Source organism: Arthrobacter sp. NPDC080031, from assembly GCF_040702485.1.
In the GTDB taxonomy this organism is placed as follows: domain Bacteria; phylum Actinomycetota; class Actinomycetes; order Actinomycetales; family Micrococcaceae; genus Arthrobacter.
Window position 1 is genome coordinate 1 of the sequence record NZ_JBFBLA010000035.1, and the last position, 24,561, is coordinate 24,561.

At 63.4% G+C, this 24,561-nt stretch carries 18 protein-coding genes and 1 tRNA gene; 9 read left to right on the top strand and 10 right to left on the bottom strand.

Annotation, left to right across the window (positions count from 1 at the left end; translation table 11 throughout):
• Positions 1-210 (bottom strand): hypothetical protein (locus tag AB0323_RS21620; RefSeq protein WP_366179169.1); only part of this gene is annotated, 210 nt, incomplete at its 3' end.
• Positions 211-425: 215 nt separating this feature from the next.
• On the opposite strand from AB0323_RS21620, the gene AB0323_RS21625 reads away from it, so the two are divergent.
• The 3 genes from AB0323_RS21625 (at position 426) to AB0323_RS21635 (ending at position 3,634) form a co-directional block, all read left to right on the top strand.
• On the top strand, positions 426-1,994 hold the full coding sequence (locus AB0323_RS21625; protein ID WP_366179170.1) for an NCS1 family nucleobase:cation symporter-1: 1,569 nt from the start codon (positions 426-428) through the stop codon (positions 1,992-1,994).
• A gap of 95 nt (positions 1,995-2,089) precedes the next feature.
• Positions 2,090-2,848 carry an aspartate/glutamate racemase family protein gene (locus AB0323_RS21630; protein ID WP_366179171.1) on the top strand — a complete coding sequence of 253 codons (759 nt, stop codon included), beginning with the start codon at positions 2,090-2,092 and terminating at the stop codon, positions 2,846-2,848.
• A 21-nt stretch (positions 2,849-2,869) separates the two neighbouring features.
• Positions 2,870-3,634: an SDR family oxidoreductase gene (locus AB0323_RS21635; RefSeq protein ID WP_366179172.1), complete on the top strand. Its 765-nt coding sequence runs from the start codon at positions 2,870-2,872 to the stop codon at positions 3,632-3,634.
• A gap of 26 nt (positions 3,635-3,660) precedes the next feature.
• Here the strand turns inward: AB0323_RS21635 and AB0323_RS21640 are convergent, their stop codons facing one another.
• Both AB0323_RS21640 and AB0323_RS21645 read right to left on the bottom strand, forming a co-directional pair.
• The gene (locus AB0323_RS21640; protein WP_366179173.1) at positions 3,661-4,572 is read right to left on the bottom strand and encodes a glutaminase; all 912 of its coding nucleotides are present in this window, start codon (positions 4,570-4,572) and stop codon (positions 3,661-3,663) included.
• A gap of 3 nt (positions 4,573-4,575) precedes the next feature.
• Entirely contained in the window at positions 4,576-6,192 is a 1,617-nt protein-coding gene (locus tag AB0323_RS21645; RefSeq protein ID WP_366179174.1) for a helix-turn-helix domain-containing protein, read from the bottom strand.
• Between the two features lie 273 nt (positions 6,193-6,465).
• Here AB0323_RS21645 and AB0323_RS21650 point away from each other — a divergent pair, with 273 nt between their 5' ends.
• The 3 genes from AB0323_RS21650 (at position 6,466) to AB0323_RS21660 (ending at position 12,469) form a co-directional block, all read left to right on the top strand.
• On the top strand, positions 6,466-8,064 hold the full coding sequence (locus tag AB0323_RS21650) for an amino acid permease (protein WP_366179175.1): 1,599 nt from the start codon (positions 6,466-6,468) through the stop codon (positions 8,062-8,064).
• Between the two features lie 14 nt (positions 8,065-8,078).
• The gene (locus AB0323_RS21655; protein WP_366179176.1) at positions 8,079-10,859 is read left to right on the top strand and encodes an ornithine decarboxylase; all 2,781 of its coding nucleotides are present in this window, start codon (positions 8,079-8,081) and stop codon (positions 10,857-10,859) included.
• A gap of 119 nt (positions 10,860-10,978) precedes the next feature.
• Positions 10,979-12,469, top strand: a complete 1,491-nt coding sequence (locus AB0323_RS21660) for a cation:dicarboxylase symporter family transporter (protein ID WP_366179177.1) — start codon at positions 10,979-10,981, stop codon at positions 12,467-12,469.
• A 66-nt stretch (positions 12,470-12,535) separates the two neighbouring features.
• On the opposite strand, the gene AB0323_RS21665 is transcribed toward AB0323_RS21660, so the two are convergent.
• Genes AB0323_RS21665 through AB0323_RS21675 form a run of 3 tightly spaced genes read right to left on the bottom strand, consistent with a single transcriptional unit; the run spans position 12,536 to position 15,568 of the window.
• Positions 12,536-12,922 carry a sterol carrier family protein gene (locus AB0323_RS21665; RefSeq protein WP_366179178.1) on the bottom strand — a complete coding sequence of 129 codons (387 nt, stop codon included), beginning with the start codon at positions 12,920-12,922 and terminating at the stop codon, positions 12,536-12,538.
• Positions 12,923-12,937: 15 nt separating this feature from the next.
• A complete protein-coding gene (locus AB0323_RS21670; protein ID WP_366179179.1) occupies positions 12,938-13,954 on the bottom strand; it encodes an asparaginase in 1,017 nt (338 codons plus the stop codon).
• Between the two features lie 36 nt (positions 13,955-13,990).
• Positions 13,991-15,568 carry a molybdopterin-dependent oxidoreductase gene (locus AB0323_RS21675; RefSeq protein WP_366179180.1) on the bottom strand — a complete coding sequence of 526 codons (1,578 nt, stop codon included), beginning with the start codon at positions 15,566-15,568 and terminating at the stop codon, positions 13,991-13,993.
• A gap of 560 nt (positions 15,569-16,128) precedes the next feature.
• On the opposite strand from AB0323_RS21675, the gene purD reads away from it, so the two are divergent.
• Together purD and AB0323_RS21685 are read left to right on the top strand one after the other, a co-directional pair.
• A complete protein-coding gene (gene purD / locus AB0323_RS21680; protein ID WP_366179200.1) occupies positions 16,129-17,439 on the top strand; it encodes a phosphoribosylamine--glycine ligase in 1,311 nt (436 codons plus the stop codon).
• Between the two features lie 3 nt (positions 17,440-17,442).
• Positions 17,443-18,378, top strand: coding sequence for a phosphoribosylaminoimidazolesuccinocarboxamide synthase (locus tag AB0323_RS21685; RefSeq protein WP_366179181.1), 936 nt, complete (start codon positions 17,443-17,445; stop codon positions 18,376-18,378).
• Positions 18,379-18,442: 64 nt separating this feature from the next.
• Here the strand turns inward: AB0323_RS21685 and AB0323_RS21690 are convergent, their stop codons facing one another.
• Positions 18,443-19,729: a helix-turn-helix domain-containing protein gene (locus tag AB0323_RS21690; protein WP_364540412.1), complete on the bottom strand. Its 1,287-nt coding sequence runs from the start codon at positions 19,727-19,729 to the stop codon at positions 18,443-18,445.
• Positions 19,730-19,866: 137 nt separating this feature from the next.
• On the opposite strand from AB0323_RS21690, the gene AB0323_RS21695 reads away from it, so the two are divergent.
• The gene (locus tag AB0323_RS21695) at positions 19,867-20,130 is read left to right on the top strand and encodes a hypothetical protein (RefSeq protein ID WP_366179182.1); all 264 of its coding nucleotides are present in this window, start codon (positions 19,867-19,869) and stop codon (positions 20,128-20,130) included.
• 293 nt (positions 20,131-20,423) lie between these two features.
• Here the strand turns inward: AB0323_RS21695 and AB0323_RS21700 are convergent.
• The 3 genes from AB0323_RS21700 to AB0323_RS21710 all read right to left on the bottom strand — a co-directional run bounded on the left by AB0323_RS21700 (position 20,424) and on the right by AB0323_RS21710 (position 24,229).
• A tRNA-Pro gene (locus AB0323_RS21700) sits at positions 20,424-20,500 on the bottom strand.
• Positions 20,501-20,585: 85 nt separating this feature from the next.
• Complete coding sequence (locus AB0323_RS21705; RefSeq protein ID WP_366179183.1) at positions 20,586-22,403, bottom strand: ABC transporter ATP-binding protein; 1,818 nt, start codon at positions 22,401-22,403, stop codon at positions 20,586-20,588.
• Positions 22,400-24,229 carry an ABC transporter ATP-binding protein gene (locus AB0323_RS21710; protein ID WP_366179184.1) on the bottom strand — a complete coding sequence of 610 codons (1,830 nt, stop codon included), beginning with the start codon at positions 24,227-24,229 and terminating at the stop codon, positions 22,400-22,402. The genes AB0323_RS21705 and AB0323_RS21710 overlap by 4 nt, the downstream gene beginning before the upstream one ends.
• Between the last annotated feature and the right edge of the window lie 332 nt (positions 24,230-24,561).

A 24,561-nucleotide genomic window follows, 5' to 3' on the forward strand; every position in this document is an offset into this window, starting at 1 on the left:
GGCAGTCTCTTCCGGATCACGATCAGGCAGCTGGGAAGTCAACCCGCTAAGGATGTGTGAGGTCTCTTCTCCTGCAGCCACGTCCAACCTCTCTTCATTGAATGTCTGGGCGCTTGCACTGTAGTGCGCGCTGAAACGTGCATGGAAATTTCGTATTGTGAGAATAAAATTCTGTAATTCGAGATTAGCGATGCCTTTGCCAAGCGTCAATCCGGCGGGGCGGAGGCTGGCGCCCCGCAGGGCCCCGCGGCCCCACGCTGCCGTTTGTGACCGCCGTCGGGAGTGCGGCCCTTGACCAAAGGTGACCTAGCTCATACAGTTATTTCACTATTCAATAACTAGATTCCACGATGCGAAAATCTTCAAATCCTCTCACAGCGTCTAGGAAGCCTAGTTGCAGCACCACAAAGAAGTGGAGATCCAGGATGCAATCGACTCCCCCGGTCGGCGTCACGACAGCTTCGGAGCAGACCGTACTGCCAGGCAGTTCAGTCCATCCGTCAGTAGGAAATGAAACCCTCTGCGATGTAGCCTCCGTCGCAGCGGGCCGCGCCATCAGCCCCAGCCTCTATAACCTGGACCTCGCCCCCACCAAGAAAGAGGGCAGGCGCTGGACCAGTTACAGCATCTTCACCCTCTGGGCCAACGACGTCCACAGCCTTGGCAACTACGCTTTCGCCATCGGCCTCTTTTCGCTTGGCCTGGGCGGGTGGCAAATCCTCGTGGCCCTTGGGATCGGCGCGGTCTTGCTGTTCACCCTCTTGACCTTCTCCGGATTCATGGGCCAGAAGACCGGTGTCCCCTTCCCGGTCATGAGCCGGATCAGCTTCGGTATCCGGGGTGCGCAGTTGGCCAGCCTGGTCCGTGGCGCTGTGGCCATCGCCTGGTTCGGAATCCAGACCTACCTCGCCTCGGTGGTGCTCCGCGTCATGCTTGTCGCGATGTTCCCCGGACTCAAGGACATGGACGCCAACTCGATCCTGGGCCTGTCCACCCTTGGCTGGATCGCTTTCGTATCCCTCTGGATTGTCCAGTTGGTCATCGTCAGCTTCGGCATGGAAATGATCCGCAAGTACGAGGCCTTCGCCGGCCCCATCATTCTTGCCACCATGCTCGCCATTGCCATCTGGGTCTTCGTGGAGGCCGGGGGAGCCATCCAGTGGTCCGGCATCAAGGGCCTCGAAGGAGGGGAGATGTGGCGCACGATCTTTGCCGGCGGCGCCCTCTGGGTCTCCATCTACGGCACTTTCGTCCTGAACTTCTGCGACTTCACCCGTTCCTCGGTCTCCAAGAAGTCCATTGTCCGCGGCAACTTCTGGGGCATCCCCATCAACATGCTCCTGTTCGGCGCAATCGTGGTCATCATGGCGGGCGGCCAGTACAAGATCAACGGCAAGATCATCGAAAGCCCCTCGGACATCGTGCAGAGCATCCCCAACACGCTCTTCCTCGTCCTGGCCTGCCTTGCCTTGCTGATCCTGACCATCGCAGTGAACCTCATGGCGAACTTCGTGGCACCCGTCTACGCGCTGACCAACCTCTTCCCCAAGCACCTGAACTTCCGCAAGGCGGCGTGGGTCAGCGGTACCATCGGCTTGGTCATCCTGCCGTGGAACCTCTACAACAACCCCCTGGTGATCGTGTACTTCCTGGGCGGACTCGGCGCGCTGCTCGGCCCCCTGTTCGGCGTCGTCATGGCCGACTACTGGCTCCTGCGCCGCGGCAAGGTCAACATCCTCGACCTCTACACGGACCACCCTTCGGGCACCTACTTCTACAAGCGCGGAGTCAACCCCCGGGCGATCGCCGCAATGGTTCCGGCCGCCGTCGTCGCCATCCTCATCGCGTTCATTCCCGCCCTGGAGGCCGCGGCACCGTTCGCCTGGTTCTTCGGCGCAGGCATCGGGGCGTTGTGCTACTACTTGTTCGCGGACAAGAAACAGCAGCACACCGACGTCTCCGGCGAGCCGATCGCCGTCCTCAGCAACCACTAATACTCAACTGGCTCGCAGTTGTTGTCGTTTTCGCCCGGCAAAACGACAACAACTGCGAGTCAGTTGGGCGTACCAACCCAATCCAGGAGGAACACATGCGCATCCTCGTCGCAAACGTCAACACCACACAATCCATGACCGACTCCATCGCAGCCCAGGCGCGAAGCGTCGCGGCTCCCGGCACCGAGATCATCGGCATTACCCCGCGGTTCGGCGCCGATTCCTGCGAAGGGAACTTTGAAAGCTACCTCGCCGCCATTGCCGTGATGGACCGCGTGGTCAACTACCCTGAACCGTTCGACGCCGTCATCCAGGCCGGCTATGGCGAGCACGGCCGCGAGGGACTACAGGAGCTCCTGAACGTTCCGGTGGTCGACATCACCGAGGCCGCGGCCAGCACCGCGATGTTCCTCGGCCACAAATACTCCGTGGTCACCACTTTGGACCGCGCGGTCCCGCTCATCGAAGACCGCCTCAAGCTTGCCGGACTCGAGGCCCGTTGCGCTTCCGTCCGTGCGAGCGGCATGGCCGTCCTGGAACTCGAGGAATACCCGGAGCGCGCAGTCGAAGCCATCGTGGAACAAGCTGAACGCGCCGTGCGTGACGACAAAGCGGAAGTCATCGTCCTCGGCTGCGGCGGCATGGCCGGGCTCGACGAACAGATCCGCCAACGCTGCGGCGTTCCCGTGGTGGATGGAGTCGCCGCCGCCGTGACCATCGCCGAGTCGCTCGTCCGCCTGGGACTGTCCACGTCCAAGGTCCGGACCTACGCCACACCGCGTCCCAAGACCGTCATAGGCTGGCCCCTGACCACAACGGATACGACGACGGCGGAAGCTCCCGCCGCGCACTGACTCAACAAACAGGAGAACCGCGTGAGCGAAACCATCCCCACCCGGCCCCGGGTCGCCGTCGTCACCGGAGCCGGTTCCGGGATCGGGCGGGCGGTTGCCCGCCTTCTGTTGGCCGAAGGCTACTGCGTTACGCTCGCCGGACGGCGGGAAGCGCAGCTTCTCGAGACTTCCGGCGGCCACCCCGAGGCGCTCGTGGTGCCGTGCGATGTGACGGTGCCCGACGACGTCGCGCGCCTTTTCGCGGCGGCCCGGCAGCGCTGGGGGAGGGTCGATGTCCTGTTCAACAACGCGGGCATCTTCGGTCCTTCCGGCAGCGTGGATGAGATCAGCGTCGCCGATTGGAATGCCACCCTGGCCGTGAACGTCACCGGATCCATGCTGTGCGCGGCAGAGGCCGTGCGCACCATGAAATCGCAGGAACCGCACGGCGGACGCATCATCAACAACGGCTCCATCTCCGCCCATTCGCCGAGGCCCTTGTCCGTGGCGTACACCGTGAGCAAGCACGCCATGAGCGGCCTGACCAAGAGCATCGAACTGGACGGGCGCCCGTACGGAATCAGCTGCGGGCAGATCGATATCGGCAACACCCGCACCGAAATCATGGACACCATCGGCGTGGGCTCGGGCGCGCTCCAGGCCGATGGAAGCAGGCGTGTCGAGCCGATGTTTCCCGTGGAGGACGCTGCCCGCGCGGTGCTCATGATGGCGAACATGCCGGCGTCGGCCAACGTTGGTTCCGTGGTGGTGACTGCGGCGGGGATGCCATTCGTGGGCCGCGGCTAGCCCGTTGCGGCTGGATGCCCGGCCGGCTAGAAAATCGACCAGCCCGTGCGGGTGGTGAATTCATCGAGGGCGGCGACGCCTGCCAGTGAATTCCCGGATCGGCCCAGGCCCGGGCTCCAGACGCAGATGGTGCATTTGTTGGGCACTACGGCCACAATGCCGCCACCCACGCCGCTCTTTCCGGGGAGTCCCACGCGGTAGGCGAATTCGCCGGCGGCGTCGTAGGTGCCGCACGTGAGCATCACGGCGTTGATTCTCTTTGTCTGGGACGGGGACAGAAGCGGCGTGCCGTCTCCGCGTAGCCCGTTGTTGGCCAGGAAACGGCTCGCGAGGGCCAAATCAGTGCAGCTCATTTCGAGCGCGCACTGGTTGATGTATGCCTCGAGGACCGAGTCCACGGGGTTTTCGAGGTTCCCGTAGCTGGCCAGGAAGTGCGCCAGCGAGGCGTTGCGGTGATTGTTTGCCGCCTCTGAAGCGGCCACCTCGGGGTCGGCATCGATAGAGCTGTTTCCGCTTTCTTGCCGGAGCAATTCCCGGACGGGAGATGGCGAGTTGCCCGCGATGCTGAGCAGCCTGTCGGTGACCACCAAGGCACCGGCATTGATGAACGGATTCCGCGGAATTCCGTCTTCGTGTTCCAGCTGCACCAGGGAATTGAACGGATTGCCGGAGGGCTCCCGGAACACGCGCTTCCAGATCCGGTCGCCATCCCCGGCCAGCACCAGGGCGAGGGCGTAGACCTTGGAGATGCTTTGGATGGAGAATGGCACGTCGGCGTCTCCGGAGGAGAACAGATCGCCGTTGGGGGTTGCCACGGAAATGCCGAATTGCTTGGGATCCACCGCGGCCAGGCTCGGGATGTAGTCTGCCGGCGCTCCTTGGCCGAGCAAGGGCTGAACCGTGCCGACAATGTCGTCAAGGAGATTCTGGAGGTCCATGGTCTAGCGCCGTCCTTCGGAGTGGGTCCACAGCCTGAGCTGAAGATGCGCGAGCAGCCGTTGCTCTGCGGAGTGGAGGTCGATGCCGGCTTCTTCGCAGGCCCGCCGCAGCCGGTAATGGACCGTATTCCGGTGGACGGCCAGTTCTTCCGCGCACCGGTTCACATCACCGAAGAATTCAAGGTAGGTCAGCAGGGTTGTGGCGAACTCCGGGTACTTGCTGCACAGCAGGGAGATCCCGCCATGCCGAAGGTCGGTCCTCGACGCCAGAAGTTCCAGCAATTCCTTTGTCAGTACGGTCGTTTCCACATCGGCGTAGGACGCCACGTGGATCGAGGGCGTGCTTTCCAGGACCTTGAGTACGCTCCGGACGTGCTCGAGTGTGCCATGCAACGCGTCCAAGCGTTCGACGACGGGCCCGACGGCGGCCTGGACCTGGCAGTGCAGGTGGACCCTTGCGTCCCGGACAATGACGTTGATGAGGCGGTTGATAGCCGGCGGGGACTTAATGGGGTCAAGGTCAGGAAGAATCATGGCTATCTCCAAGCCGATGGCTCCCACGACGGCACCGGGACGGTAGGCGGCCGCATGGATCGACGCGACATTGGCCAGCTCGCCACGCCGCAGTTGCAAGCCCGCTGCCGTCTCGTCGTCGCCCTGGGCGGAAATCAAGACCAGGGCTGCCGGCTTGGAGGGATCGATGCCCGCGGACTGTGCCTGGGAGTGGATCTGGGGAGTGCCGCTGAGCAGGCTGGAGATCCTGTCGCGCCGTAGTGCCTGGGACTGCTCGTTGCGGTGCCGGACCAATTCTATGGCCGCGTGCCGGGCCGCCCCGACCATGAGCTTGTCCGTGTTGGGAGCGAGCGGTTCCTTCCCTTCTTGAAGCCAGATGTACCCCAGGATCCTGTTGCCTGCATGGATACCGATCGCCACCCGTTCCCGAAGACCTTCCGCCGGGTTGGCTTCCATATGGATGGGCGCCTCGGCTGCTTGCAGGTGCTTGTAGACCCCTGATTCCTTCAGCAGTTTTTGGTACCGCTCCGGTCCGCGCCGGGCCAGGATGGAGAGCCTGCGGAGTTCATCGACGTCATTGGAGGCCGGTGAGTACGCCAGGACGCGGTTTGCCGGATCCTCAATGACCACGTGGCCGTTGGCCAGGGTCGCGGTGGTCTGGGCGATCGCAAAAAGATCCCGGTGAATGATCGTGGACGCGTCGGTGGAAAGTGCAGGCTCCTGGATGCGGTTCTTGGCGATGCTCTCCAGCGTGCCCCAGTTCATTGCGGGAGACACTGCGATCAGGCCGATTCCGGTGGGAAGCAGCACTTCCCGGACGGCGTCCAGTTCCTCCTCGTTCCCTTTCACCGCGACGGCTGCGGGCTGGTCCGGAATCAGCTTCCGGATGCCGGGCAATGCCGCGCGACCCCGGACTCCGATCAGCAGGACCAAGCTCCCGCGCCGCACCGGCGTCTCGTCCTCGGCGTCCACGATCACCGTTTCACGAACCGTGCCGTTGTCCGTTCCGGGAGGAACCAGCAGTTGCCCGTTGTCGACGCCAATGTCTTCAAGTATGTCGCTGAGCATGGCGCCAATGACATGCTCGGCAGATTCCTGGGGTGCCACCCGTATTCACTTCCTCTAAGCGGCTTAGCCGCGCTCACAGCCATGAACATTACTCGCACTCCGCCTGAACCGGGTTGTCATTGGAGCACAACGGGGATCGGACGAATTTAGCTGGCCAGACAGTTCGTTCCCTTCCGCCGGAACCTAGAGTTGTTTTCCGTCCCCTCCGCTGATGATCCAGCAGTGCAGCTGTGATTCCACAGGTCAGCAGGGGGACAAGTTCTGGAGTATGCAGCCGCACCCGCGGAACCGGAGTCAAAGGAGACCCCTGGAATGAAACGCACACTGAACCGGCCTGCGTCGAGCCCGATCGCCGGGGCTCAGATCGCCTGGCTTGATCCCGCAGATTCGCTGGAAAACACCCGTGAACTTCTTGGCGACCGTTCAACGGCTGCGCAGGATTTTTCAAGCGAGGACGCCGGCTACCACAAGACCCTCAAACCCCGGCAGATCCAAATGATAGCGATCGGGGGCGCGATCGGAACGGGCCTCTTGATGGGGGCGGGAGGCCGATTGAACGGTTCCGGTCCGGCCTTGATCTTCGTCTGTGCCCTTTGCGGCTTCTTTGCGTTCCTGATTCTGCGCGCCCTTGGCGAACTGGTTCTCCACAGGCCATCCTCGGGCTCGTTCGTGTCCTATGCCCGCGAGTTCTACGGCGAGAAGCTGGCCTACGCGGCCGGCTGGTTGTACTTCCTTAACTGGGCCATGACGTCGATCGTCGATGTCACGGCCGTGGCGCTTTACGTCAAATTCTGGGGACAATTCTGGCAGCCGCTGCAAACAATCCCACAGTGGCTTATCGCGCTTTGCGCCCTCGTCATTGTCCTGGCCCTCAACCTCGTCTCCGTGAAGATCTTCGGCGAGATGGAATTCTGGTTCGCCCTGATCAAGGTGACGGCGCTCGTAGCCTTCCTCGTCGTCGGGGTCTGCTTCATCGTCTTTGGCGGGAAGACCGATATCGGCGTTCCAGGGTTGGGCGTGATCCTGGACCACGGGGGAGCCTTCCCGACGGGAGCCGTGGCGCCCCTGCTCGCGATCAGCGGCGTCGTGTTCGCGTATGCGGCGATTGAACTTGTTGGTACGGCTGCAGGCGAAACTGCCAACCCGGAAAAGGTGATGCCCAAAGCCGTCAACACGGTGGTCTTCCGGATCGCGCTCTTCTATGTCGGTTCGGTGCTGCTCCTCTCGTTGCTCTTGCCGTTCACGGCGTACAAATCCGGTGAATCGCCCTTCGTCACCTTCTTCTCCCATCTCGGGGATCCCCATGCCGCGGCTGTTTCGGCATCAGTGATGAACTTCGTTGTCCTGACAGCGGCTTTGTCGAGTCTGAACGCCGGCCTGTATTCCACGGGCCGGATCTTGAGGTCCATGGCGGTCAATGGCTCCGCGCCGCAGTTCACCGCAAGGATGAGCAAATCGGGGGTGCCGTATGGCGGCATCCTGCTGACGGCGGTGATCACGCTGCTTGGCGTCGGCCTGAATGCCCTGGTCCCGTCCCAAGTGTTCGAGATCGTTCTCGAGGTGTCCGCCATCGGAATCATCGGCGGCTGGGCAACCATCATCCTGTGCCACATCAAGCTTCAGGCCTGGGTCAGGCTCGGCAAGGCCGTCCGTCCGTCATTCCGGCTCTTCGGAGCCCCCTTCACCTCATACCTCACGCTCGCCTTCCTTGCCTTCGTCCTCGTCACGATGGGCTTCTCGGAGACAGGGCGCTGGGTCCTCGCTTCCTTGCTGCTCCTTATACCCCTGCTCATTGCCGGCTGGTTCGCTTGCCGCAAACGCATCCTGGAGGCAGCCGAGGCCCGACGCGGCCACACTGGCGACCTGCCCGTCGTCGCAGGATCCTTCTCCCAGGGCGGCCAACGCTCCTGATGCACAACGAATTGATGGAAAGCGGAACCACCTTGCCCGGCATGCCGTCCCGAAACAACAGCGACACCCTGTCCAAGCAAACCACCCTGACCAATCGAAACCAGGTGAACAACCAACTTTCGAAGCGGGACATCGGCACGCCTAGCAGCGCGTGGCGTTCGCGCGCTGATGCGTGGGAGTTTCTCGGGTACGCGTTCAAGCAGCTGGCAAAGGGCGGCACGGGAACGCCGTCGTTCGCCGCCCTGAAGGACCAAGCCGTGCAGGCGCTGCTGCTGCTTCAGGCCATGGAACTGTATTGGGCGGCGCCGGGGCTCGCCTCGGTGGCGCCTCTGCTCGGCTGCCTGGATTCCGGTGATTACGACGCCGGACTGGAGATGATCCGCGGATTGTCCGGGCAGCCCCGCGCCGGGCGCTCCATTCCGGGTGTCCAGGACGAAAGCTCCCGGGCGCCACGGCCGGCGGGCGAGCGGCCCCGGTTCGAGGTCCTGTTTGTCGACGACATCTCCGAACAAGAAGCCGAAACCCTGAAAGCGGAAATGCTGGCCCAGCGGAGGCCGTCCGATGCCTTCGCCTACGAACTCATCGTGGTTCCCAGCTACGAGGATGCGCTGGTTGCCTTGATCCTGAATCCTGCTATCCAGGCGTGCATTCTCCGCCCGGGATTCACCACCGGAAGCAGCCAGCCGCTCGGCCGCGACCTGAGGAAATACCTTGGAGGCCTAGTGGGTCCCGAACTTGCCGGAATGCCACCGCTGGGGAGGTTCCTTAGCCTGGCCGAGCAGATCTCCGAGTTACGCCCCGAGCTGGATGTGTACCTGGTGGCCGGTGTCGCCATGGAGAGCCTCGCGGGTTCACTGACGAAGCGGTTCCGGAGGATTTTCCGCAGGCAAGACAATCTCGACCTGCACCTATCGCTGTTGTCGGGTGTCGCTGAGCGGTACAGGACCCCGTTTTTTACCGCGCTGCAGGAATACAGCCGGCGGCCGGCCAGCGTCTTCCACGCCTTGCCGATCTCTCGCGGGGGCTCGGTGGGCAATTCGCCCTGGATCCGCGACATGGCCGATTTCTACGGGATGAACCTTCTCCTGGCCGAGACGTCCGCGACGTCGGGAGGGCTCGATTCGCTGTTGGACCCGCACGGATCGATCAAGGAGGCCCAGGACCTGGCGGCGCGGGCTTTCGGTTCCCAGAAAACCTTCTTCGTCACCAATGGAACATCCACCGCCAACAAGATCGTTCATCAGTCCATCCTTGCTCCGGGGAACGTGGTCCTCGTCGACCGCAACTGCCACAAATCCCACCACTATGCTTTTGTCCTCGCCGGAGCCCAGGTTTCCTACCTGGACGCCTACCCGCTGGACAAGTTCGCGTTCTACGGTGCCGTGCCCTTGGCCACCATCAAGGCACGATTGCTGGCCTACCGACGTGCCGGGCGCCTGGACGAAGTCAAGATGATCACGCTGACCAACTGCACCTTCGACGGCATCGTCTATGACGTGGAACGCGTCATGGAAGAATGCCTGGCCATCAAACCGGACCTTGTCTTCCTTTGGGACGAAGCCTGGTTCGCCTTCGCCCGGTCCCACCCCGTCTTCCGGCGCAGGACGGCGATGGCCGCAGCGAGGAAGCTTGAGGCCTCCTTCAGTGATCCCGGCTATGCCGCCAGGCACGCCGAACAAGCGGCATCGCTCCACGACGCGGTCACGGGCACGCCCGCCGATGACGAACTCTGGCTGGAGACCCGGCTTATCCCGGATCCGGCGAAAGCGCGGCTGCGCGTCTATGCCACGCAGTCCACCCACAAGACCCTCACCTCGCTGCGTCAGGGATCCATGATCCATGTCTTCGACCAAGACTTCAGCGAGCATAACCAAGAGTCATTTCGCGAAGCATATATGACTCATACCTCCACGTCGCCCAATTACCAGATCCTCGCTTCGCTCGACGTCGGCCGCCGCCAGGTGGAGCTGGAGGGTTTCGGCCTGGTACAGAAACAGGCGGATCTGGCAACCATCGTTGCGCAGGCAGTGGCCCGCCACCCGTTGCTGAAGAAATACTTCCGGGTCCTCACGTCGAGGGACCTCATTGCGGCGCCCTATCGGGAAACCGGCAGTGCCATGCCGCTCCGCGATGGCCTGGCAGCACTGGCGGACGCCTGGGAGCATGACGAGTTCGTCGTCGATCCCAGCCGCCTCACGCTGGACATCAGCCGGACAGGGGTCGACGGCGACACTTTCCGGCACCGCTATCTCGCCGACAAGCACGGCATCCAGGTCAACAAGACCTCCCGTAACACCGTGCTCTTCATGACCAACATCGGCACCTCCCGCAGCGCCGTCGCCTATCTGATCGAGGTCCTGGTCAAGCTGGCCGAGTCTTTCGAGGAGGAACGTCCGGCGCGGAAAACGCCGCACGCCGGTCCCGCCGCGGGCACCACGGGAGCCACTCCGCCCTTGCCCGATTTCAGCAGTTTCGCAAGGCGCTTTCGGCGGGATCCGCTCAGTCCTGACGGGGACCTCCGGGCCGCCTATTTCGAGAGCTACAAGGACGGAGCGACCACCTACTTGTCGGCCGACGACCTCAAGGCGCGGATCGCGGAAGGCGAGGAAGTTGTTTCGGCGGGATTCGTCACCCCGTATCCTCCGGGCTTCCCCATCCTCGTCCCTGGACAGGTGATCACGGGTAAGGCGCTGGAGTTCATGGCCGCACTCGATACCCGGGAAGTCCACGGTTTCGACCCGGGGCGCGGCTACAGGGTGTTCACGGCCAAGGAGGTTGGGGGCGTGCAGCGCTAAACCACGAGATTCCACATTGTGAAATTTGAATTTCCCCTTGTGGAATCGTGTGAGCGGGATTACATTTGAGAACAACCCCCGAAAGCAGGGGCTGTTCCCAAACTGATTGGTTCAGATCAATGAAGATCCCAGACTCTGCGGCGCTGAAGGCGAGTTCGGCTCCGCGGAAGAAGAAGCCACTGTATAAGTCGCTCTTCTTCCAAATTCTGATCGCCGTCGTCGCAGGTGTACTCATCGGCCATTTCTGGCCGAACATCGGGTCCACCCTCCGGCCACTGGGCGATGGTTTCATTCAACTCATCAAGATGATCATCGCTCCGCTGATCTTCCTCGTGATCGTCACGGGTATCTCGGCAGTGGGCGACGTCAAGGCGGTCGGAAGGGTCGGGGTCAAAGCCCTTCTGTACTTCACCGGCGCCACGCTTTTCGCACTCGTTTTCGGCCTGATCGTCGGAAACCTGGTCCAGCCCGGTGCCGGACTCCACATCGATCCCAGCACTCTTTCCCAGGATGCGCTGAACGCCAAGACCGGGACCGTGCCGCCCAAGGATGCGGCTTCCTTCCTCCTGGACATCATTCCCACCTCTGTGATCGGCGCTTTCGCCAGCAACAGCCTTCTCCAGGTGCTGTTCTTCTCGGTCTTCTTCGGCGCGGCAATCGTCGTCATCGGCCGCGAGCGCTGCCTCCCGGTCATCAGCCTCATGGAAACCGTCCTGGAACTGATCTTCAAGATCATGTCGTGGATCATGAAAGTGGCGCCCATCGGTGCGTTCGGCGCCATGGCGTTCATCATCGGCCAATACGGACTCGACACCCTCGGGACGTATGCGCTCCTGATCGCCTCCTGTTACGGGGCGGCCATTGTCTTCATCGGCCTGCTGTTCCTCGTCGCCTGGAGCTTCGCCAGGGTACCCCTGTGGCAGTTCCTGAAGTACACCCGTGAGGAATTCCTCCTCGCGCTGGGAACGGCATCCACCGAGGCGGTCATGCCCCGCATCATGACCAAGCTGACCAACGCCGGTTGCTCCAGGGCCACCACAGGCCTGGTTGTCCCGACGGGCTACTCCTTCAACCTCGACGGCGCCGCGATCTACCTTTCGATCTCGCTGTTGTTCCTGGCCCAGGCATTCGGCCACCACCTCGACCCCGGTCAGCAGTTGGCAGCCCTGGGTGTCCTGCTCCTGACGTCAAAGGGCATGGCCGGCGTACCGGGATCGTCATTCCTTGCTCTCTCGGCCACGGCCGCCGCACTGGGCATCTTCCCCGTCGCCGGCGTCGCACTGCTCCTGGGTGCCGACCGCCTCATGGACTCCATGCGCGTCGTCGTCAACCTGCTCGGCAACTGCGTGGCCACGTTCGTCGTCGCGAAATGGGAGGGCCAGTTCGACCGTTCCGTCATGCTCCGCGCCTTCAGCGGTGAGATCACCAACGAGGACTCCGCGATCATGCTCGGGGCCGAAGACGTCTTCGAGGAACAGGAAATCGAGCGCCTCAGCGAAGGACAAGAGCCTTCGCCGAAGTTCCGGGGCGGCCCGAATCCCGATGCGATTCCGCAGTTCGAAATGATCAAACCGGGGCAACACCGGAGCCCCTCCATCAGTCCGGACTAGGCACCACGCACCATTGCAGGTGATCGCCCCAAGGCTCCGCCGCGGGGCGATCACCCATTTAAGCGCTCAGAACAGCGGCAGCAGCCCTGACAAATCCGCGCGCAGGCCCGACGCGGCTACCCGGCCGGCGTCGACGGCGGCGGACCACGCCAAGCGGCCTGTGGCCATCTCCAGCCAGGTGGCGGCGTCGCACTCAATGACGTTCGGCGGGGTGCCGCGCGTGTGCCGGGGGCCCTCCACGCACTGGGTGACGCCGAAGGGCGGCACCCTGACTTCCACCGAATTGCCGGGGGCGCGGGCGGTGAGTTCCTCCAGCGAGTAACGCACGGCGGTTGCCAAAACGGTGCGCGGCGGCGGCGTCACGGGCGCGGGTTCGTGCCCGACGGCGGCCTGCCATGCGGCCAGTGCCGCGCGGCCTTCTTCAAGGTCGATCCGGCGTCGTGCAATTGCCATAGCCCGGAGTTCCAATCAGTCCAGCAGCGCCGAAACGGCGTGGCCAAGGCGGATCCTGCCGACCGAGTGGCCACCGCCGAGAACGGGCTCAACCACCTTTTCGAGCACGCTCGAGACACCGGGAATATCCACGGCGCCGGCTACCGCGAGAAGCGTGAGTCCAACCAAAGTGGCCGCGCGGGGGTTCCCGTCAAGGATCTTCACTGCGACTGAGGCCCCTGTTGGAGTTGCCAGGACCAGGACACCCTCCGCTCCGCCCTTGGCAAGCACTTCGAGTTCGTCCATGACGATGGTGTTTGCCTCGCCGCGGCCCTGCACTGCCCACGGGTAGTCCAACATGGACGTGGCAATGGTCGCCGCGCGGGCATTGGAGCTCTGGTCCCGCGGGGCCTGCGCCAGGCGCGAGTAGGCCCGCGCCAGCCCGGTCAGGGAAAGCGCAGCCACAGGTGCTCCGCATCCATCAATGCCGAGGTGGGCGATTTTCTCGCCGCTGTATTCCTCGACGACTGTCCGTACGCGCTGTTGCAAGGGATGATTGGGCTCCAGGTAGCTGTGCGTGTCCCAGCCGTTCTCCGTGCAGGCCCAGAGGAACGCGGCGTGCTTTCCCGAACAGTTGAAAGCCAGCTTGGACTTGCCGTGTTCGGAACGGATCAGCCAATTGCGGGCGACTTCGTCCTGCGGCCATGCCGAAGGGCACTGCAGCTGTTCTTCCCGGACGCCCGCGGCTTTCAGCATGCCTTCCACCACGTCCATGTGATCGAGCGAGCCTACATGGCTGGCACAGGCCAAAGCCACCTGGGCGCCGCGGAGCGGCACGCCCGACTGCATTGACGCCAGGGCCTGGAACGGCTTGAGCGCGGAGCGGGCGTAGATGGGCGTCGTGATGTCGCCGAGCTGGGTCACCACGGAGCCGTCGCCGGAAAGAACCACCGCGGAACCGATGTGACGTGATTCGATGAAACCGCTGCGTTCGACCACTGCCAGTTCGACGGCGGACTCAACGCTGAAGGTTTCATGCGAACTCAAGGGCATGATGCAAGTCTAGGGTGAAGGCACCGTCTTCCCGGGCTACTCCACGGTCACCATGACGGACTGCCATCCGGAGGCGCCGTCGGGCACGGGATCCGCCCTCTTTTCAGTCTGCAGTTCGCCGGTTCCGTCCGTGGCCCGGACCTTGATGTAGTGGGGGCCCGGAGTGGCGTCCCAATTGAAGGACCACTGCCGCCACGTGACAACGGATGCCTCCGCGGCAAGGGTCGCTTCGGACCATGGGCCGTTGTCAATCTGGACCTCCACCTTTTTGATGCCGCGGGTCTGGGCCCAGGCGGTGCCGCCCAAGGCGACCCTGCCGGCGGGCACTTTGGCGAAGGACTTGGGAACTTCAAGCCGGGCCATTGTCTTGATGGGACCCCGCTCGGACCAGCCGCGGGTGGTCCAGTAGGCCTTGCTGTCAGCGAACCGGGTGACTTCCAGGTCCACCACCCATTTGGTCGCCGAGACGAAGCCGTAAAGACCCGGAACCACCATGCGCACGGGGTAGCCGTGTTCCAGCGGGAGGGGCTCGCCGTTCATGCCGATGGCCAGGATGGCGTCCCTGCCGTCCTGGAGCACTTCCAGCGGAGTGGAGGCGCTGAAGCCGTCGATGGAGGTGGAGAGGACCATGTCCGCGCTGGTTTTGGGACGGGCTTGTTTGAGTACGTCACGGATGGGCATGCCCAGCCATTTGGCGTTGCCGGCGAGGTTTCCGCCCACAGGGTTGGACACGCAGGTCAGCGACACGTGGGTTTCGATCAGTTGGGCGTCGAGCAGATCCTGAAAGGTCAGCCGGACCTCTTGTTCCACCAGCCCGTGGATCCGCAGCTCCCAATCCTGGGCGTTGATCTCCGGCACGCTGAGGGCGGTGTCGATCCTGTAGAAGTCCTTGGCCGGGGTCAGCCAGGGGGTGACTCCCGCCGTCGGGGACTGGACGCCCGCAGGGACGGGAGCAGCCGGCCGGGCCGGAGCCGGGAGCTTCAAAGAATCCCGTGCCTTGGCCACATTGCTGCGTGCGGCACTCAGGAACCGACCGCCTCCGGCTGCGACGGCCGCTGCCGCAACGGTGATACCGGTGGCGGCGAAGAAGGTTCGGCGGGTCGTGGCGGGACGCTCGATGCCTTTGGCCGCCGTGTCGGCAGGAGCGTCAGGGAAGGAGTTCAGCCGCCAGATACGGGCGACCAACAGGCGGAGGACAATGAGCCCAGCCACAGTGCCGATCAGGCTCGGTATGGAATCCGCGGGCTTCACGCTGGCCCGGGTCACCACGGCGGCCACAATCACCGCGCCCATGCCGAGAACGCCCAACACACCGAGCACCCAATTGCGGAAGGCCACGACACCCAGCACGCAAGCCAGCACGAAGATGGTCAGGCCCATGCCCACAAACAGTGCAGCCTTGTCATTGGTCCCGAACGTGGTCACGGCAAAGTCCTTCATCCACGGCGGCGTGAAGTCGATGAACGTGGAGCCCAGCGCAATCACCGGCGTAGCCCGGGCCGTAAAGAAGGCGCCGATCAGTTCCGCAACGGAAAGTACGACGGCGGCAGCGGCCACCCCGGCCAGAGCAGCCAAAGCGGTGGGTCCCCTGAGCCAGTTCCTGAGCTTCTTCATGCAGGGGGTTCGTAGCCGGAGGCCCCCGAGATGGGTGGACATGCCCTGCGGTGGAGTTTAGGAGTGGGCATATCAGTGTTATGTCCATTGCTCGAGGCCAAGGGAGGGCATGCTCCCTGTGGGTGCTTGCGGTGTGGATTGCACATGCTCTGCGTTGGAGCTCAGGAATGGGCATATGTCCATTGCACATGGCCAAGGGTGGGCTTGTGCCTCGTGGTGCTTGTGGCCTGGTTGGGACATGCCCTGGTTGGTGTGGGACTGGCACATGCCCTGCGGTGGGTGTGTGGATTGCACATGCCCTGCGTTGGGGCTCAGGAGTGGGCATATCAGTGTTATGTCCATTGCTCGAGGCCTGGATTGGACATGTGCCTCGTGGTGCTTGTGGTCTGAATTGGGGCATGCCCTGCGTTGGAGCTCAGGAGTGGGCATACCAGTGTTATGTCCATTGCTCATGGCCAAGGGTGGGCATGCTCCCTCTGGGTGCCGCGGTGCGGGTGGGCATGTCCAGTGGTGGAGACAGCTTAGGAGTCCTGCCCCCGCACAAAGTACCCTTGAAGACTGTGAAGGTACTCGTCATTGGCCCCGGCGGCCGCGAACACGCAATTGTCCGCTCCTTGCTCAAGGATCCCAACGTTTCCGAGGTCCATGCGGCTCCGGGAAACGCGGGCATCGCCAAGCTGGTCCCCACGTACGCGATCGACGGGAACAACCCCGACGCCGTCGCAGCGCTTGCGACGAAGCTGGCGGTCGACCTGGTTGTCGTCGGCCCGGAAGCACCGCTCGCAGCGGGCGTATCCGACGCAGTCCGCGAAGCCGGCATTCCGGTCTTCGGCCCCAGCAAGGCCGCGGCGCAGCTCGAAGCCTCCAAAGCGTTCGCCAAGGAAGTCATGGCCGAGGCAGGCGTGCCCACCGCCATGGCCCGGGTGGCAACAAACGCTGCGGAGGCAGCTGACGCACTGGACACTTTCGGCGCTCCGCATGTCGTCAAGGATGACGGACTGGCCGCCGGCAAGGGCGTAGTGGTCACCAATGACCGCGAGGAAGCACTCGCCCACGCCCAGTCTTGTTTCGACGCCGGCGGAACAGTTGTCATCGAGGAGTTCCTGGACGGACCCGAGGTCTCCCTGTTCGTCCTCTGCGACGGCCGCACCACGGTGCCGCTGTCCCCGGCTCAGGACTTCAAACGGATTTTCGACAATGACGAAGGCCCCAACACCGGTGGCATGGGCGCGTACACCCCGCTCGACTGGGCACCTGCTGGACTGGTCCAGGAAGTCATCGACCGCGTGGCGCAGCCCACGGTGGACGAGATGGCCAGCCGTGGAACTCCATTCGTCGGCGTCCTCTACTGCGGCCTGGCGCTGACGTCCCGTGGCACGCGCGTTATCGAATTCAACGTCCGTTTCGGCGATCCTGAAACGCAGGCCGTCCTGGCCCGGCTCAAGACCCCGCTCGGCGCGCTCCTGCTGGCAGCGGCCAAGGGCGAACTGGACCAGGCTGAAGAGCTGCGCTGGTCGAAGGAGTCGGCCGTCGCCGTCGTCGTTGCCGCCGAAAACTACCCGGACACTCCCCGCACGGGGGACCGGATCCGCGGCCTGAACAAGGTTGAGGCACTGGAAGGCGTCCACGTCATCCACGCCGGCACCAAACTGGACGAAGAAGGCCGTATCGTCTCCGCCGGCGGCCGGGTGCTGGCCGTTGTGGCATTGGGGACGGACCTCGTGGAGGCGCGCGAGCGGGCGTACGACGGCGTGGAGCTGGTCCAGCTCGACGGCGGACAGTTCCGTACCGATATCGCCGGCAAGGCAGCCCGCGGCGAGATCCACGTGGTCTCCCCGGCGACCGGCTCCATCCCGAACGTGAAGGCTTGAACCATGCCTGAAAGCAACGCAAACGGACTGCAGACCGAAACCCTCGACCTCCCGGGGTGGAAGCACTTCTACTCGGGCAAAGTCCGTGACCTCTACGTTCCGGCGGATGATGTCATCGCGGACGGGTCCGGCCAGGACCGCGTCCTGGTGGTGGCCAGCGACCGCATCAGCGCCTACGACCATGTCTTGAGCAGCGAGATCCCGGACAAAGGCCGGATCCTCACGCAGCTGAGCCTCTGGTGGTTCGAGCAGCTTGGCGTGGAGCACCACGTCCTGGGGTCCACGGCCGCCGAGGGAGTGCCCGCGGAAGTCGAGGGCCGCGCGATGATCTGCAAGCGGCTGGAGATGTTCCCCGTGGAATGCATCGCCCGCGGCTACCTCACCGGATCCGGGCTGGCCGAGTACCGGCAATCCGGCACCGTCTGCGACATCCCGCTGCCTGAAGGCCTCGTTGACGGCTCGCGGCTTGAGCACGCCATCTTCACCCCTTCTGCCAAGGCTGAGGTCGGCGAGCACGACGAGAACATCACTTATGACGACGTCGTCGCGATGGTGGGCGACGACATCGCCGCGCGCCTGAGCGAACTCACGTTGAAGATCTACACCCGCGCGGAAGAGATCGCCCGCGGCCGCGGCATCATCCTGGCCGACACGAAGGTTGAGTTCGGCATCGATGTCACCACCGGTGTCATCACCTTGGGCGATGAGGTCCTGACTCCGGATTCCTCACGTTTCTGGGACGCTTCCACCTACGAGCCGGGCAAGGCGCAGCCTTCGTTCGACAAGCAGTTCGTGCGTGACTGGCTGACCTCCGCGGAATCGGGCTGGGACCGCTCGAGTGACACCCCGCCGCCCGCGCTGCCGGCCGACGTCGTGGAGAAGACGCGTGCCCGCTATGTCGAAGCCTACGAGAAGCTCACCGGCAGGACTTTCGTCTGACTTGCAGTTGTTGTCGTTTAGATGCGTCTAAACGACAACAACTGCGAGCCAGTTGGGCGTGCGCTCAGCTTGCGCGGGAAGACTGCGCGCTCCCGCTATGGCCAGACGCCGCCCGACGTTCCGCCAGCCGGATCTCCAGTACGGAGTCCATGGCCTGCTGTACACGGTCGGCTGCGCCCGCGGCGGTGAAATCGCGCTGGGCCTCTTCGAGGTGGACCAGTGCGTCTGCGTTTTCACCGGCTGCCTTGAGTGCCTTGCCGAGGAGGAAAGCGACCTCGCCTGCGGTGTGCCGGGCGAGAACATCGCGGTCCGCGTGGATTTCGCGCAACTTGGTGATGGCGGCCGGAATGTCGCCCGTCAGGTAGAGCCAGCGGGCGCGGATAAACGCAACTTCCAGCTGGTCCGTCTTGTTTCCGCCGACAATCGACAGGGCGAGTTCAGCGCGTTCGATAGCTGAGAGTGTCTCCGGCTCCACGATTCCCGAGGAGAGCCGGACGGCTGCCGATGCCTTGTTGAAGCGGGCCCACAGCTCGATGTCATTGGCGGGCGAGAGCAGCTTCGCGGCGCGCTCGTGATGCTTGATGCCTTCCACGTAGTCGTGGCGCATGAAGGCCACGTTTCCCACCACCCAGGCCACTTCGCCTGCGAGCTGGGACATCGAGTGGTCGTCCATCTGGTTGTTCATGGCCTGGCAATACGTCCAGGCTTCGTCCAACCTGCCGCTCTCGGCCAATGCTCCGATCAGAGCCCGGTGCGCCCCGATGATCAGGGTTGAGCCTTTGGGCAGCTGCTCGGAAAGCCTCACGGCTTCCTTGGCGTGCTCGACGGCGGTTGCCAGCTGCCCTTGTCCGTGGCAGACAGCGGCAAGCATCTGACGGGCCCGGACTCCCAGGCCCGCGGATTCCGTAGCCATGGGATGTTCCAGGAGATGCTGGATGATCTGCTGGCATTCCTTCAGCTGGCCCTGCTTCATGAGGCATTCGGCCTGCATGTAGGTCATGTTCCACCAGGCGCTGGTGTTCTTTGCCTCGAGCGCGATTTGGGCGGCGGTTGATGCGTGGCTTGCGGCAAGCGGGTAGTCCCTGAGGTCCCAAGCCTGCCTGGCGTACAGCCCCGCTAGCACGTATTCGGCGTCACTGACGGATACGGGCTGGCTCCAGGCTTCCAAGGCTTTGGGTGCCAGTTCCAGACGACGGGCGAGTTCTTCAATGACTTCGGCCGTCGGCTCCCTCCGCCCGGTTTCAAGAAGTGAAATGTAGCTGGGCGAGTAAAGGTCCCTGCCCAATTCAGCCTGGGTCAGCCCACGTTCGAGCCGTTCGGCACGGAGCTTTTCTCCGAATCCGTTCCCCACAGGTTCCTCCTAGAGGCTGGTCTTTGCGCTGTCTTTACCCTAAAGCTTGACAGTCGCTGTGGAAAACATTTTACAATGAATGTCAACAGGGACCGCGAAATTTCCGTAACGAATCCGACTCGCATTGAGGAAAAATTATGTTGAAGAAGATTGCTGCAGCAGTGGCCTTGGCCGGCGCTCTTGCATTCTCCGCCGCGGCACCAGCCGTCGTTTCCGCAGCCCCTGTGGCAGACACCGTCAGCACGGTGCTCAGCATTGGTAACTGGCCCGACCCGATGAGGCTCTCGCAGGCTATCGGCAACTGGCCCGATCCGATGGGTGCGGTTTCGCAGGCTATTGGTAACTGGCCGGACCCCATGAGGGTCTCGCAGGCTATCGGTAACTGGCCCGATCCCGTGTAGCTGAGGCTCGACAGCGGCTTCCGGAGATCCGGCAGCTGCTGGATAATTCAAATGAAGTGATGAAGTCCCCGGTTGTCTGAAATCGACACGCCGGGGATTTCTTTTGCGCGAAGATCCGCGTGGGCCATGACATGCCCAGGGTCATTGTGCCGGGGTTGTTAACAACACTTGTCTCTAAACCTTGGACAAGCGCGGAAACCGGTCGGGGGAATGTTTTTCCGGTTTTCCCGGGCCCCCGAAAAGATCGTTAAATAAAGTAGAAGACCTTCCGAGTGGAAGGTCTTCTACCAAATTGGTCGGGATGACAGGATTTGAACCTGCGACCTCTTCGTCCCGAACGAAGCGCGCTACCAAGCTGCGCTACATCCCGATCCGCTGCGAAAGCAACTGTTCAAGAATAGCCGATCCCTCCCCGGATGCGAAATCGAAGGAAGCCCCGCCGGGGAACGGGAAGCTCAGACCAGCGAGTCCTTCCAGGCGCCGTGTAAGCGGGCGAAGCGCCCTCCTCCGCCGATGAGCTCGGCCGGCGTGCCGTCTTCCACGATGCGTCCCTCGTGCACCACCAGCACCCGGTCTGCGGTCTCCACCGTAGAGAGCCGGTGGGCGATGATGATGGCGGTCCGCTCGGAGTCCGTTCCGGACAGCAGGTTGCTGAGGCCGGCCTGCACCAGCCGTTCGGAGGGGATATCAAGCGAAGATGTCGCTTCATCCAGGATGAGTACTGCCGGGGCCGCGATGAATGCCCGGGCAAAGCCGATCAATTGCCGTTGCCCGGCGGAGACCCGGCCGCCGCGCTTGTTAACGTCGGTGTCGTAGCCGTCGGGCAAGGCGGAGATGAAGTCATGGGCCCCTACTGCCCGGGCGGCTTCTTCAATTTCGGCGCGGGTGGCCCCAGGCCGCCCCAAGGCGATGTTGTCCGCCACGGAACCGCTGAAGAGGAAGGCTTCCTGGGTGACCATCACGACGGCACGGCGCAGGTCCGCCGTCGAGAGCTCCCGGAGGTCGACGCCGTCGAGGGTCAGGGATCCTTCGGTGACGTCATAGAAGCGGGCGATGAGCTTGGCGAAGGTCGATTTGCCGGCGCCGGTTTGTCCCACGAGCGCAATGGTCTGTCCCGCGGAAATGTGGAGGTCCAGCTTGGGGACAACCACCTTGCCGTTGCCGTAGCCGAACTCCACGCCACGGAAGTCGATTTCGCCGCGGGCATGGGGCAAGGGCACGGGGTTCTTGGGCGGCCGGACGGTGGGGACTTCTTCGAGCAGTCCGGATACCTTTTCGAGCGCGGCTTGGGCGCTTTGGAACGAGTTGTAGAACATGGCCATCTGGTCCACGGGCTGGAAGAAGCGCTTCGTGGAAAGGATCAGCGCCAAAAGAACACCCACCGCCAGGTCTCCGGAGAGCACCCGGAAGCCGCCGAACAGCAGGACCACTGCCACGCACACGTTGCCGATGAGGACCAGTCCCGGTTGGAAGATGCCGTTGAGGTTGATGGAGCGGACCGTGACTTTGCGGTAGTCCTCGGAGAGTTCGGCATAGCGCCGGGCGTTCTCCGGTTCCTTGCGGAAGGCCTTGATGGCCCGGATGCCGGTCATGGTCTCCACGAAGTGCACAATCAGCCTCGCGGACACCACCCGTGATTCGCGGAAGGCGATCTGCGAGTGCTTCTGGTACCAGCGGGCCAGGAAGTATGCGGGCACACCCGTGGCCAGCATGAGTAGCCCGCTGCGCCAGTCGAGGGCAAATACGGTAAATGCCGTGAAAAGCATGAACAGGATCCCGGATGCCAGCGAGCTGACGCCCGAATCGAGGAGTTCACGCAGCGCCTCAAGGTCCGAGGTCTGGCGTGCGATGATCCGTCCCGAGGTGTACTTCTCGTGGAACTCCAAGCTGAGACGTTGGGTATGCCGGAAGACCCGCAGCCGAAGGTCAAGGAGCATGGATTGGCTCAGCTTTGCCGTGGAAGTGACGTACAGGGCCGTCAAAATCGCCGTCGCGACGGCCGCCGTCAGATAAAGGACGCCCGCCACGACCACCGGCATGCTGTTCCCGACGAGCAGCGACGGCAGTGCGTGGTCGATGCCAAAAGCGATGATCGCAGGCCCGGCTACCCGGGTGGCCTGGGAGAGCACCACCATGCCCAGCGTCATCCAGAACCGCAACCGGACCGGGCGGATGAGCGACCCCAGCAAGGCGACCGACCGCCGTCGTACCGCTTTGCTGTCGCTGCGGCTCAGGTGGGCGTTGTCTTCATTGGCGGTACCGAACGTGCTCATCGGCGGCCCTCCCCGGCTTGGTCCATGTGCTGTTCCGAATCCAGCTCGTGTTCTAGTTCATCGAGTTCGAGGTCGAGGTCCTTCGGACCGGCGTCGAGGCTCGCGATCACGTAGCGGTAGTGCGCGTTGTTGGCCAAGAGTTCCGTATGGGTCCCGACGGCGGTGATGCTTCCGTTTTCGAGTAGCGCCACCCGGTCGGCCAGAGCCACGGTCGAGGGCCTGTGCGCGACGATGAGCGTGGTGGTGTCCCGGAGGACTTCGCGCAGCCTGGCCGTGACGAGTTCCTCCGTGTTGACGTCCAAGGCCGACAACGGGTCGTCCAGCACGAGGATCTTGGGCTTGGCAGCGATGGCCCGGGCAAGCGCGATGCGCTGCCGCTGGCCGCCGGAAAGGCTTAGGCCTTCTTCGCCGATGAGTGTCCCGACGCCGTCGGGCAGCGAATACGCGAAGTGCGCCTGCGCGACGTCGAGCGCTTCCTCAAGGGCTTCCTCGGAAGTGTCGGGCGCGCCGAGCAGCACGTTGTCCCGGACGGAGCTGGAAAACAGCGTGGTGTCCTCGAACGCGACCGCCACGACGGACCTGAGCTGTTCGACGTTGAAGTCGCGGACATCCACGCCGTCGATGGTCACGGATCCTTCGCTCACGTCATAGAGCCGGGGGACCAGCTGGAGCAAGGCGCTCTTTCCGCTGCCCGTAATGCCCACAAGAGCCATGGTTTCGCCGGGCTTGATGTCCAGGGTGATGTCGTGCAGGAGCCGGGCGCCGTCGTCGAAACCGAAAGCAGCGCCCTTGAAGCTCAAGGCCCCGCGCAGTTCCTCGGGCGTCCGGGGGTTCGCAGGACTGGTGATGGTGTTGAGCATGTCCATGACCTCGAAGTGGCGGTCGAGGGCCGTCTTCGCGGTCAACGCCATGGCCAGGAGTGTCCCCGAGAATTCCACCGGCGCCGCCACAACCGCTGCGGTGCCGAAGAACGCAACGAGGGAACCGATACTGAGTTGGCCCGTGGAGACGAGCAGGACGCCCGCCACGAGCCCGACGCCGAGCGCCAGCTCGGGCAGCAGCGTCACGACCAGCGTGAAGGTGGCTTGGTGTTTGGCCTTGGCGATCTCGGTCTGCCTCAGCTCCTCGGCCTGCTCGTTGAAGTTCTCCAGTGCTTCGCGGCTGCGACCGAACGCCTTGAGCACGCGGATTCCATGAACGGACTCCTCCACCGTGGTTGCGAGGTCGCCGGCCTGGTCCTGGCTGAGCCGGGTTACCAGGCTGAAGCGGCGGCGGAAGCGGAAGGAATAGGCCATGATGGGCACCGCGGCGGCCAGGAAGATCAAGGCCAGCTGCCAGCTCATCGTGAACATCACCACGACGCCGATCACCACGGTCAAAGTGGTCACCACCAGCATGATCGCGCCGAACGCCATCCAACGCCGCAGGAAGTTCAAGTCCGTCATCGAGCGGGACAGGAGCTGGCCTGAGCCCCAGCGGTCGTGGAAGGAAACGGTGAGGTCCTGCAGATGTCCGTAGAGGGACACCCGCATCCTCGATTCCACTGTGGTTGCGGGATTGATGACGAACTGGCGTCGCAGGGCCACAAGCCCGGCTTCTGCGATACCGAGTGCCAGGACCACGACGGCGGCAATCCAGACAGCGCTAGTGGAGCCGCCGGGGTGGAGGGAGCTGTTGATCAGGACCCGCAGCACCTGCGGAATGGCAAGCGCCATGATGCTGGCCAGCAAAGCGCTGAGCAGCCCCATGAAAAGCCGGGGGAGGATCGGTTTGACGTGCGGATAAAGACGTTTGACGGAGGTGAAGAATGAAGTCTGTTTGGCCATGCCCGCTTCTCAAAAGCTTTGTCCCGGCGTTCCGCGCCTGCCCGGCGCGACGCACGGAGGTAGTTTCCTATAGCAACTACCCTATGCCATCGCGTAACGGGATTCACAGCACCATTGCGTTGCGTGATACGAGGTATTCCGACCCGCCCCTCCCCGGGACATGTCCAGCCTTGCTAGCCAAGGATGGACATATTGCGGTTATGCCCATCCTTGGCTCGGCACGAGGGACATGCTCATTGGTGCGGGGTGGACATGTCCAAACTCGGCGTGGCGGGATGGACATGCTCATTGGTGCGGGGGTGCTTATGTCCGTTCTTCGGGTGCCGGGATGC

What these genes read in the sequence shown, in the direction of transcription:
- AB0323_RS21625 (WP_366179170.1), top strand. Translation starts at nt 426, where the DNA reads ATGCAATCGACTCCCCCGGTCGGCGTCACGACAGCTTCGGAGCAGACC.
- AB0323_RS21695 (WP_366179182.1), top strand. Translation starts at nt 19,867, where the DNA reads ATGTTGAAGAAGATTGCTGCAGCAGTGGCCTTGGCCGGCGCTCTTGCA.
- AB0323_RS21640 (WP_366179173.1), bottom strand. Translation starts at nt 4,572, where the DNA reads ATGGACCTCCAGAATCTCCTTGACGACATTGTCGGCACGGTTCAGCCC.
- AB0323_RS21665 (WP_366179178.1), bottom strand. Translation starts at nt 12,922, where the DNA reads ATGGCAATTGCACGACGCCGGATCGACCTTGAAGAAGGCCGCGCGGCA.
- AB0323_RS21705 (WP_366179183.1), bottom strand. Translation starts at nt 22,403, where the DNA reads ATGAGCACGTTCGGTACCGCCAATGAAGACAACGCCCACCTGAGCCGC.
- AB0323_RS21660 (WP_366179177.1), top strand. Translation starts at nt 10,979, where the DNA reads ATGAAGATCCCAGACTCTGCGGCGCTGAAGGCGAGTTCGGCTCCGCGG.
- AB0323_RS21655 (WP_366179176.1), top strand. Translation starts at nt 8,079, where the DNA reads ATGGAAAGCGGAACCACCTTGCCCGGCATGCCGTCCCGAAACAACAGC.
- AB0323_RS21630 (WP_366179171.1), top strand. Translation starts at nt 2,090, where the DNA reads ATGCGCATCCTCGTCGCAAACGTCAACACCACACAATCCATGACCGAC.
- AB0323_RS21710 (WP_366179184.1), bottom strand. Translation starts at nt 24,229, where the DNA reads ATGGCCAAACAGACTTCATTCTTCACCTCCGTCAAACGTCTTTATCCG.
- AB0323_RS21670 (WP_366179179.1), bottom strand. Translation starts at nt 13,954, where the DNA reads ATGCCCTTGAGTTCGCATGAAACCTTCAGCGTTGAGTCCGCCGTCGAA.
- AB0323_RS21675 (WP_366179180.1), bottom strand. Translation starts at nt 15,568, where the DNA reads ATGAAGAAGCTCAGGAACTGGCTCAGGGGACCCACCGCTTTGGCTGCT.
- AB0323_RS21685 (WP_366179181.1), top strand. Translation starts at nt 17,443, where the DNA reads ATGCCTGAAAGCAACGCAAACGGACTGCAGACCGAAACCCTCGACCTC.
- AB0323_RS21650 (WP_366179175.1), top strand. Translation starts at nt 6,466, where the DNA reads ATGAAACGCACACTGAACCGGCCTGCGTCGAGCCCGATCGCCGGGGCT.